8 protein-coding genes are annotated in these 10,656 nt (G+C 45.6%); 6 read left to right on the top strand and 2 right to left on the bottom strand.

Annotation, left to right across the window (positions count from 1 at the left end):
* Positions 1-121: 121 nt before the first annotated feature.
* Positions 122-1,831 carry an RNA repair transcriptional activator RtcR gene (gene rtcR, locus INT03_RS10920; protein ID WP_193008966.1) on the top strand — a complete coding sequence of 570 codons (1,710 nt, stop codon included), beginning with the start codon at positions 122-124 and terminating at the stop codon, positions 1,829-1,831.
* A 73-nt stretch (positions 1,832-1,904) separates the two neighbouring features.
* On the opposite strand, the gene INT03_RS10915 is transcribed toward rtcR, so the two are convergent.
* The gene (locus INT03_RS10915) at positions 1,905-2,732 is read right to left on the bottom strand and encodes an IclR family transcriptional regulator (protein WP_193008965.1); all 828 of its coding nucleotides are present in this window, start codon (positions 2,730-2,732) and stop codon (positions 1,905-1,907) included.
* Positions 2,733-2,907: 175 nt separating this feature from the next.
* Here INT03_RS10915 and INT03_RS10910 point away from each other — a divergent pair, with 175 nt between their 5' ends.
* From INT03_RS10910 to INT03_RS10900, 3 genes are all read left to right on the top strand, one after another.
* The gene (locus tag INT03_RS10910; RefSeq protein WP_193008964.1) at positions 2,908-4,092 is read left to right on the top strand and encodes an acyl-CoA dehydrogenase; all 1,185 of its coding nucleotides are present in this window, start codon (positions 2,908-2,910) and stop codon (positions 4,090-4,092) included.
* 177 nt (positions 4,093-4,269) lie between these two features.
* Entirely contained in the window at positions 4,270-5,496 is a 1,227-nt protein-coding gene (locus INT03_RS10905; protein ID WP_193008963.1) for a CaiB/BaiF CoA transferase family protein, read from the top strand.
* Positions 5,497-5,551: 55 nt separating this feature from the next.
* Positions 5,552-6,601, top strand: a complete 1,050-nt coding sequence (locus INT03_RS10900) for a histone deacetylase family protein (protein ID WP_193008962.1) — start codon at positions 5,552-5,554, stop codon at positions 6,599-6,601.
* A 62-nt stretch (positions 6,602-6,663) separates the two neighbouring features.
* Here the strand turns inward: INT03_RS10900 and INT03_RS10895 are convergent, their stop codons facing one another.
* Positions 6,664-7,428, bottom strand: a complete 765-nt coding sequence (locus INT03_RS10895; RefSeq protein WP_193008961.1) for an IclR family transcriptional regulator — start codon at positions 7,426-7,428, stop codon at positions 6,664-6,666.
* Between the two features lie 263 nt (positions 7,429-7,691).
* Between INT03_RS10895 and INT03_RS10890 the strand changes: the two genes are divergently transcribed.
* Both INT03_RS10890 and gabT read left to right on the top strand, forming a co-directional pair.
* Entirely contained in the window at positions 7,692-9,164 is a 1,473-nt protein-coding gene (locus INT03_RS10890) for an NAD-dependent succinate-semialdehyde dehydrogenase (protein ID WP_193008960.1), read from the top strand.
* A 176-nt stretch (positions 9,165-9,340) separates the two neighbouring features.
* Positions 9,341-10,603 (top strand): 4-aminobutyrate--2-oxoglutarate transaminase, encoded by a 1,263-nt coding sequence (gabT, locus tag INT03_RS10885; RefSeq protein WP_193008959.1) that lies wholly within the window; start codon positions 9,341-9,343, stop codon positions 10,601-10,603.
* Positions 10,604-10,656: the final 53 nt, after the last annotated feature.

Raw genomic sequence — 10,656 nt, 5'->3', positions numbered from 1 at the left:
AAAAATTTATTTATAAAATATTATATTAGTATAGTAATTATTCTATATATTGATATTTTTATCTTATAACGCTCATACTAAATTTTCGTACACGCACCAATATTTTGGATGATTGAACCTTATGTCTAACAAAACTGCCGTCATCGGCTTCCTCGGCACTACTTTAGACAATGGCTTTAATGACAAGCGTTGGCAACGTTGGCGACCAACCGTCAGTTTGGGTCTGCATGACGAGCTACTGGTCGATGAGCTGCATATCTTGTATAGCAAGCATGATAAACGGCTGTTTAAAATTATCAAAGATGACATGGCACAGGTCAGTCCGCAGACACAAGTTATTGGTCATCATGTGGCGTTGACCAGTCCGTGGGATTTTGCCGATGTTTATGCTGAGCTGTATGACTTTGCCGCAGGATTTGATTTTAAGGACAGTACCGATTACTTGCTGCATCTGACCACAGGTACGCACGTGGCGCAGATTTGTTGGTTCTTGTTGGTAGAAGCAGGCTTTATACCAGCTGATTTGATTCAGACCTCGCCTTGCCCAAGACCTGACCAAGCTGATCCGCAAGGTCGCTATCAAGTGATTGATTTGGACGTCTCGCGCTATGATGGATTACGTGAACGCTTTGAAGCAGAAAAACAGCAGCATTGGCAAACCTTGCAAGCCAATCTAGTCACCCAAAATGCTACTTATCAAAAGCTCATCTCCGATATCGAAAAAGTCGCCACCCGATCAACTGCACCCATACTACTGATGGGCGCAACAGGAGCGGGCAAGTCGCAACTGGCAGGCCAAATTTACGCGCTTAAAAAAGACAAAGCCAGCAGTACGCAAGGTAAAAACACGCTTGAACAATTCGTCGAGGTAAACTGCGCGACGCTGCGTGGTGACACCGCCATGAGTGTGTTATTCGGTCATGTCAAAGGAGCATTTACGGGCGCTGCGACGAGTCGAGATGGGCTGCTAAAATCAGCCGATGGTGGGTTATTGTTCTTAGATGAAATCGGTGAGTTGGGGCTCGATGAGCAAGCGATGCTATTGACTGCATTGGAGGAGCAGCGCTTTTATCCACTTGGCAGTGATACGCCGATTAGCGTGTCGTTTCAGCTGATGGCAGGCACCAATAAAGACTTGCGCCAAGCGGTCGCAAATGGCGAGTTTCGGGCGGATTTGTTTGCGCGTCTTAATACATGGACATTCTTTTTGCCATCACTCAAAGACAGGTTGGAAGATTTACCTGCCAATATCGATTATGAACTGGCGCGCTTGGGTAGCGAGCAACAGCAGCAGTATCGATTTACCCCAGAGGCAAGGCAGCTGTATGAATCTTTTGCGATGAGTGCGGATGCAACATGGCAGGGGAACTTTCGTGATTTGACTGCCAGTATGATTCGTTTGACTACACTTGCTGAGAGTAAAGTGATTCGCAATGATGATGTGCAAGCGGAGATTGAGAGGTTAGCTCATCTTTGGGAATTGCCTGACAGCTTGAATGGATCGAATAGCTTAAATGGCGGTAATGTTAGGATTAAAAATAGCCTAAGCAAAAACAGCCCCGATACTAGTTTAAATAGTGACACCATTGAGCAGGGTAGCCATCATATTTTACGCCAATATCTCGATGAAGACATGCTGACAACTATCGATCCGTTTGATGCGGTGCAACTGGCGTATGTGATTGAGGTGTGTATCAATCATAAAAACCAAGCGGCGGCTGGCCGCTATCTGTACGCCAACTCACGCGATAAGCTAAAAAGCCCAAACGATAGCGATAGATTGCGGAAGTATCTGCTGAAGTTTGGTTTGAAGTTTGATGAGCTAAAATAAAGCATCTTTCATAAGACAAAACCCATCGACTAAGCCAAGATGCTTGTACTATAGATTTATCATTTGTTCTCTTTTAAACCCCACCACCAATCCGCTCAGCCAACGCCTGCAATTTTGGCACAATCGTCGCCGCATATTCATCTGCCTGCCAGTTGGCACTCGGCACACTGGCATTGAGCGAGTAGGTGTATTGTCCAGTCGCGACATCAAACAAGCCAATGGCGACCGCTAATATGTCAGTAGAAAAATCCCCATCAGACACCGTATAGCCGTATTTTTTATAATGCTCTGTCGCGCTGGCTAGGGCAATTTGTGCATGGTTATAATCTTCGTTAGATAACTGTTCTTGTAGATTACTCATGATGACAGCCTGTCTCGCTGGCGAGCTAGCCGCATAAAAAGCGCGTCCAATAGCAGTACGTGCGACAGGTACAGCGGATCCAACCTGTAAATTGACCGATAGACGAGCAGGGCTACGACAACAAGCGTGATAGCGCATCTCTCCTTCGACTTCGGTTGCCAAATTCACTGATACTTCATTCTCACTAGCAAACTGTCGCAGTAAAGGTTCAGCCGCTGCGACCATATCGTGGCGACTCCACGCGGTCGCACTTAGACGTACAGCGCTACTACCCAATTGATACTGTCCGTGCTCAGTGACACGTAAAAATCCAAGCGTGGTTAAGGTATGGATAAAGCGAGTAATGGTCGCTTTTGGCAGATCGGTCATCTGACATAGCTGCTGATGGGTAAGCCGATCATTATGTTCAAATGCTGCGAGTAAAGATAGCCCGCGACCCAGTGCTGTAACGAACTGCCGGTCATTATCGTCCTTACTTTGCTCAAGAATGGTGGTCATTCGATCGAGTAGTGGCGGAGCTGCCGATATGTTTTTTGTCATTTTATGCTCATTTTTTTGGATAAAGGTTTACAGCGACCCGAAACTTTGTTTTAATGAATTTAAATTATGAAACTAAGTTTCGCACAGCGGAATTAGTAAGTCAATAAACTATTAAGTTAATTTATTCATTAATTACTAATCGTCGGTCAGGATGACTGATATCAAGGAGATCCACATGGCAACATCTACGCGTCCAAGTTTCGATTGGGAAGATCCGTTTTTATTACGCGACCAGTTGACTGATGAAGAGCGCATGGTCACGGACAGCGCCCGCCAGTTTTTTCAAAACGAGCTGATGCCTGGCATTGTTGAAGCCAATCGTAACGAGAATTTTGACCGTAATATCATGCGTCAAATGGGTGAAATGGGTCTGCTTGGTGTCACGATTGAAGGTTATGGCTGTGCCGGTTTATCTAGTGTTGCTTACGGTCTGATTGCCAAGGAAGTGGAAGCAGTTGACTCGGGTTATCGTTCAGCGATGAGTGTGCAGTCAAGTTTGGTTATGCATCCTATTTGGGCGTACGGTACCGAAGAGCAAAGAGAGAGATATCTGCCTAAGCTTGCTACTGGCGAGTATATCGGCTGCTTCGGTCTGACTGAGCCAGATTCAGGGTCAGATCCAGCCTCAATGTCGACTCGTGCACGAGCGGTTGATGGCGGTTATGAGCTGACGGGTAATAAGATGTGGATTACCAACAGTCCTATCGCTGATGTATTTGTGGTTTGGGCAAAAGATGATGCTGGTGAAATTCGTGGTTTTATCTTAGATAAAGGTATGAAGGGTTTATCAGCGCCGAAAATTGAAGGTAAATTTTCATTACGTGCTTCAGTCACGGGTGAAATCGTTATGGACAAGGTATTTGTCCCTGAGGCCAATGCTTTCCCAGACATCCGTGGTCTAAAAGGACCGTTTGGCTGTTTAAATAAAGCCCGTTATGGTATCGCATGGGGTGCGATGGGCGCAGCTGAATTCTGCTGGAAAGCAGCACGCCAGTACACGCTAGACCGTAAGCAATTTGGTCGTCCGCTCGCCGCAACGCAGCTTGTACAGTTGAAACTTGCCAATATGCAGACAGAAATTACCTTGGGTTTACAAGCGGCGCTACGTGTCGGTCGTCTGATGGATGAAGACAATGCGGCGCCTGAGATGATTTCACTGATTAAGCGTAATAACTGCGGTAAGGCGCTCGATATCGCGCGTATTGCTCGTGATATGCATGGCGGTAACGGTATCTCTGATGAGTTCCACATTATCCGTCATGTGATGAACCTAGAAGCGGTTAATACCTATGAAGGTACGCACGATATTCATGCGCTCATCTTAGGTCGTGCGCAGACTGGTATTCAAGCGTTCTTTTAAGTACTTTTAGCTCATACAATTGTATTCTACGACGTACGTTGCTGCTTGGCTTCTTGTTAAAAGAGCATTAGCAATAGCGTACGTTCTTCAGTTGTTCTTCATGATTTAACTACTGAAAAATTACATCATGAATAACAATTTTATTATCAAAAATACGCCACACAATAAGGGATTATTATGACTGTCGATAGCAATAGCGATAACAGCAATGAATTGGCAAAAGGCGCATTGCACGGCATCAAGGTGCTCGATTTATCGAGAGTGCTGGCAGGGCCTTCTTGTACACAAGTGCTTGCTGATCTTGGTGCCGAAGTTATCAAGATTGAGCGTCCACATATTGGCGATGAAACTCGCCACTGGGCACCGCCAACATTTAGCGATGATACGTCTGCTTATTATGCGACGATTAACCGTAATAAAAAGTCACTCACGGTCGATATCACTACTGATGCAGGGCAGGCCATCATTAAGAAACTGGCCGCTGATAGTGATATCTTGGTAGAGAACTTCAAAGTGGGCGGTCTAAAAAAATACGGCTTGGATTATGACAGTCTAAAACAACACAATCCGCGCCTGATTTATGCTTCATTGACAGGGTTTGGTCAGACAGGGCCAGATGCCGCGCGCCCTGGTTATGATTATATTATCCAAGGGTTGTCAGGGCTGATGAGTATCACAGGTCCTAGTGATGGCGAACCGCATAAAGTCGGCGTGGCAGTGGTCGATTTGTTTGCAGGCTTGCAGCTGACGATTGGCATTCAAGCGGCCTTGATTGCTCGTGAGACTACGGAGTTAGGTCAACAGGTAGACGTTGCGCTTTTAGATAGTGCGCTTGCGATGCTGGCCAATGTGGGTATGAACCATTTGGCATCAGGCAAAGTGCCGCCCAGACTGGGCAATCAGCATCCCAATATCGTTCCTTATCAAGTATTCGCAGGTCAGGGCGAGCAGCACTTTATCTTAGCCTGTGGTAATGACAGTCAGTTTGCCAAACTTCGCGATGTGCTTGCAGTTAATTGGCATACCGATGATCGCTTTACGACCAATCCTAACCGTGTTGCCAACCGCGAGCTGCTGTGTGATGAGCTGAGCAAGAAGTTTGCCGAGCAACCACGTACTTATTGGTTGGAGGTTTTAGATCAAGCAGGTATCCCGTGCGGAGCGATTCATAATGTCGCTGAAGCATTGGCCATGCCGCAAGCACTGGCACGCGAGATGGTCGTTAATTTCACTGAGCAAGGTAGTCCGGTAAGAGCACTTGGCAATCCTATCAAGTTATCTGCATCACCCGTTACTTATCGTACACCGCCACCGAAGTTGAGCGAGCATACTGATAGCACGCTTGCTGATTTGGGTTATGACATTGAGATGATCGCCAAGCTTAAAGCCGATGGGATTGTTTAGTTAGGCATCAAAAAAAGCGCCATTGGAAAAAATGTTAAACAAAGGAATGTTAAGCATGAAGATATATAGCCATGAAAATCTAAGTCTACATAGACCATTACCTTATTTCTCTTATGGAAAGATGCATGAGCCGTTAGAAGTACCAGAGCGTATGGTTGAGTTTTTAAAAGCACCAGCAGCGTTAGGGTTAGAGGTGACGACAGCTACCGATATTGGCATTGGGCCTATATTAGCGGTTCACGATTTTGGTTATGTGGATTTTCTCAAGCATGGCTATGATGACTGGATGGCAATTGAAGAAGATCTAGGCGCGCAGGTTCAAACAGGGATCTTTGTACCGTATGACAATCCCGGTATCGGTATCATGGCAAAAGCAGCAAAGTATCAAGCGGATGATAGCGCGCCTATCAGCGAGCATTCTTGGACATCTATTTATTGGTCTGCGCAGACTGCACTCAATGCGGCTGAAGCATTGCTGAACGATGGTTTATCAGATACCGAGCGTGCCGAAAGTTATATACAGCTTTGCTTCTCACGGCCTCCTGGTCATCATGCTCGCAAGAGCGCCGCTGGCGGATTTTGCTATCTAAATAATGCAGCCATCATCGCTGAACATCTGCGGCAAAAATATGCAAAAATCGCCATCATAGACACCGACATGCATCACGGACAGGGTATCCAAGAAATATTTTATGATCGCAGCGATGTGCTTTATACCTCGGTTCACGGTGACCCCGTTAACTTTTATCCCGCAGTGACAGGGCATGCGTTTGAAAGGGGCACAGGCGTGGGTGAAGGCTATAACGTTAACTTTCCAATGTCGCACGGCACCGATGAAGCTGGGTTTTTTGAGTATGTTGATAAATCTATCGAAGCGATGACGCTATTTGACCCTGATGTCATCGTTCATGTCTTAGGTTTTGATGTTTATGAGAACGACCCAGAAGCGAGATGTGCGGTGAGTACGCAAGGATTTAAAATATTGGCACAAAAGATGAAAGCGCTAAACAAACCACTGATTGTTTTAGTCGAGGGCGGTTATTACTTGCAAAAGCTCAATGACAATTTGCAAGCATTTTTATCAGGGCTTATTTCAGAAGATTAACAGTTATCACCAAAATAACTGAAAGAGTTTGAAGTAAGCAAGAAACTAGCAGCGTTTTAACTTTATTTATTATCGATAAAACCCAAACGCTGCTCAATTTGCTGCGCTAATTCAATCAGAACAGCACTGACCTCAGCACGCTTGGACTCATATTCGCCTTGCAAAAAGCTAACTGCCATACCCGCAACGGCATTGCCTGACGCATTGCGAATATAAGTACCCAAACAATACATCCCTTCGCGCAGTTGCCCATCATCGAGTGAGATGCGACTGTTTTGAATGGCGGTCAACTCGGTGGACAAATCGCTAAAGTTATCAACACCGTGTTGGGTAATAGGTGCGGGGAAACCGGTAGCGTAGATAGATTTTATACTGTCCATAGAGAAGGTTGAGAGCATGGCTTTGCCGGTAGCAGAGAATACTGCTGGTACGCGAACACCAGCGCGAAAGGTAAAGCCAAGCGGGGCAGGAGCTTCATGACAGGCTAAAAATACCACTTCACCTAAATCAAGCTTAGATAAAGTAACTGTATGTTGAAGAAGAATCGGATACTGGACAATGAGGTCTTTAAATAACTGGATGACGCCTTGCTGCTGTTCATACTTACCCGCCCAATACATCAAATAAGAGCCTAAATGAAAGCGGCTATCGCTGTCTTTATAGATGACATGCTTGGTCAAAAGACTTTGCAAAATATTGTGGGTTGAGCTACGTGGTAGATTGAGCTCTTTAGCAATATGAGCTGCCGTTAAAGGCTGTGCACTGTCAGTAATTAAATCTAAAATCTGAAAGGTTTTGTCCAAGGCAGGAACGGCAGTTGAGCTCATAAGGAACCTATAAAAGTCAGTAGAATTGGGAAAATATAAAAATAACGCGATAAATCATCATTAAAATGAGAATAGGGGTTGCAAATGGCTGGCTATCATTCTTATAATGATGTCTCATATATAGAATAGATGTTCAGTATATTGAACAAATAACAAGTTATCAATAATTATTTGAGTCATAACCTTTTATTTATTGTTGGGTTTTTTATCGCTATAAATCTGCAAACCCTATCTGCAAAATAACATTGACAAGGAGTGTCAACATGTCACAACTGCCACATACGCTAACGCTATCAAACTCAGACCTACTCAAACAGCAGTGCTACATCAAAGATGGCTGGCACGGTGCTAGTGATGACGCGACCATTGACGTCAGCAATCCTTTTAATGGCGAGATTATCGGTAGCGTGCCCAGCCTGACGACCGACGATGTCAATGATGCGGTTGCGGCTTCTCATGAGGCGCAAATCACGTGGGCGGCCAAAACCCCAAAAGAGCGCGCTGAGCTACTACAAAAGTGGGCCGACCTTATCGATGCCAACAAAGAAGATTTGGCCATCATTATGACCGCCGAGCAAGGCAAACCTTTAACCGAGTCACGCGGGGAAGTTGGCTATGCCAATAGTTTTATTCGCTGGTTTGCTGAAGAAGGCAAGCGTGTTTACGGCGATGTTATTCCTGCCAATCAAGCACAGCTGCGCCATGTCATCCTAAAACAGCCTGTGGGTGTTTGCGCGGCTATCACGCCTTGGAATTTTCCAGCAGCGATGATTACCCGCAAAGCAGCCCCTGCACTCGCAGCAGGCTGTACGATGATTATCAAACCTGCGACTGAAACGCCATTTTCTGCATTAGCACTCGCTGCATTGGCTGAACAAGCAGGTATTCCAGCAGGCGTTATCCAAGTAGTGACGGGCAAATCCTCAACCATCGGCGATATCCTAACGGGCGATGCACGTATTCATAAGCTTTCATTCACAGGCTCTACCGAAGTCGGTCGTACCTTAATGGCTCAATGTGCGACAACCATCAAAAAACTGTCATTAGAGCTGGGCGGTAATGCGCCATTTATCGTCTTTGATGACGCTGATCTGGAAAAAGCAGCTGAAGGCTTAATCGCCTCTAAATATCGTAACGCTGGTCAAACTTGTGTTTGTGCCAACCGTGTCTATGTGCAAGACAGCATTAAAGATGAATTCTTAGATGTGTTTGTGAAAAAAGTCGCTGAGCTAAATGTCGGTAACGGTATGGATGAAGGCGTGGATATTGGTCCTTTGATTAATCAAAAGGCGCTAGAAAAAGTGCAAGCGCTACTTAAAGATGCTTTAGACAAAGGCGCGACGCTTATCGCTGGCGGCAGCACCAATGACGCCTCAGAGCTTACTTACAATCCAACGGTCATTACCGATATCAGTGCTGAGATGGATATCGCGCACGAAGAAATCTTTGGCCCTATTGCGACTATCTTTACCTTTAAAGATGAAGCAGACGTCATTCGTCAAGCCAACGACACGATTTATGGCTTAGCTGCCTATTTCTACAGTGGCAATTATGCACGTTCATGGCGCGTCACTGAAGGTCTTGAATACGGCATTATTGGTCATAATACTGGTCTGATTTCTACCGAGGTCGCCCCATTTGGCGGTGTCAAGCAGTCTGGCTTTGGCCGCGAAGGCTCAAAATACGGCATCGAAGAATATGTCGTGACTAAATACTGGTGCTCTGACGTCAGCTAATCGTTTAGCGACATGCGCTCTCTTTTAAGGTTTTAATTGTCACACCGTATCGAACGGGATTCAGCACCATGAATCCCCTCTATAGCTAACAACTGTTAACTATTAGATAAACCATTCCTCAAAACCGCCATTCAATCATTGGCACTTATGTTAAAAATAAAGAAAAGGACATTCCCATGACGACTACCAATAAATCACTACTTGAGCGCCGTAAAGCTGTGTTACCAACAGGACTTGGCGTTGCTTATCCCATCTTTGCAGAAAAAGCTAAAAACTCAGAAGTTTGGGACGTTGAAGGCAATCGTTATATTGACTTCGTTGGTGGTATCTCAGTACTGAATACGGGACACAGCCATCCAAAAATCACCCAGCGCGTGCATGAGCAACTCGACAAGTTTACCCATACTGCGGCGCAAATGATCAACTACGAATGCTATGTGGATCTTGCTGAAAAATTATGTGAAAAAGCCCCTATCAGCGGTGAGAAAAAAGCCTTCTTTTTAACGACTGGTGCAGAAGCGGTCGAAAACTGTATCAAGATTGCTCGTGCGAAAACTGGTCGCCCAGGCATCATCTCTTTCGTTGGTGGTTGGCATGGTCGTACTTTAATGTGCATGAGTTTGACGGGTAAAGTGCTGCCGTACAAAAAGAACTTTGGTCCAATGCCAGGCCCTGTATTCCATGCGCTATTCCCAGCTGAAGAGTTGAATGTCACAGAAGCACAAGCGCTGCATAGCCTTGAGATGATTTTTCAAGCGGATATCGATCCTAGCGAAGTGGCGGCGATGATTATCGAGCCAGTACAAGGCGAGGGTGGTTTTCATCAAGTCACCCCATCATTTGCCAAATCTCTACGCGATATCTGCGACGAACATGGCATTGTCTTGATTTTTGATGAAGTGCAATGTGGTTTTGCCCGTACGGGTACGTTGTTTGCCACCGAGCAGTTGGGTGTTGAGCCTGACTTAATGACCAGTGCCAAGAGCTTGGCGGGTGGTTATCCTATCTCTGCGGTTATCGGTCGCGCTGATATCATGGATGCGCCGCAAGTCGGCGGTTTAGGCGGTACATACTCTGGTAACCCACTGGCTTGTGTGGCTGCACTCGCTGTCATGGAAGTCATCGAAGAAGAAAACCTACTTGAGCGCAGTATTGAGATTGGCGACAAAATCGAAGCCTTCTTGAAGGGCTTAAACTTAAGCAGTATCGGTCATATTCGCCATAAAGGCGCCATGCTCGCGTTTGAGTTAATCGATAGCGAAGGCAAGCCTGATGTGGAAGCGACGACTAACCTAAAAGCCAAAGCGTTTGAGCAAGGTTTATTATTAGCGTCTTGCGGTATGTATGGCAACGCCATTCGCGTGATGGTGCCATTGACGGTTGAAGATGAAGTGCTCCAAGAAGGTCTAGATATTATCAAAGGTATCCTAACCGCTTAATAAGTATTCAGTATTTATTTATAGTGAAATACATCACTTTTAATCAAGCCTCG

Source organism: Psychrobacter sp. PG1 (genome assembly GCF_014897815.1).
Taxonomy (GTDB): domain Bacteria; phylum Pseudomonadota; class Gammaproteobacteria; order Pseudomonadales; family Moraxellaceae; genus Psychrobacter.
The sequence above is the reverse complement of the archived record's forward strand: the minus strand, read 5'-3'. Positions and strand labels throughout refer to the sequence as shown.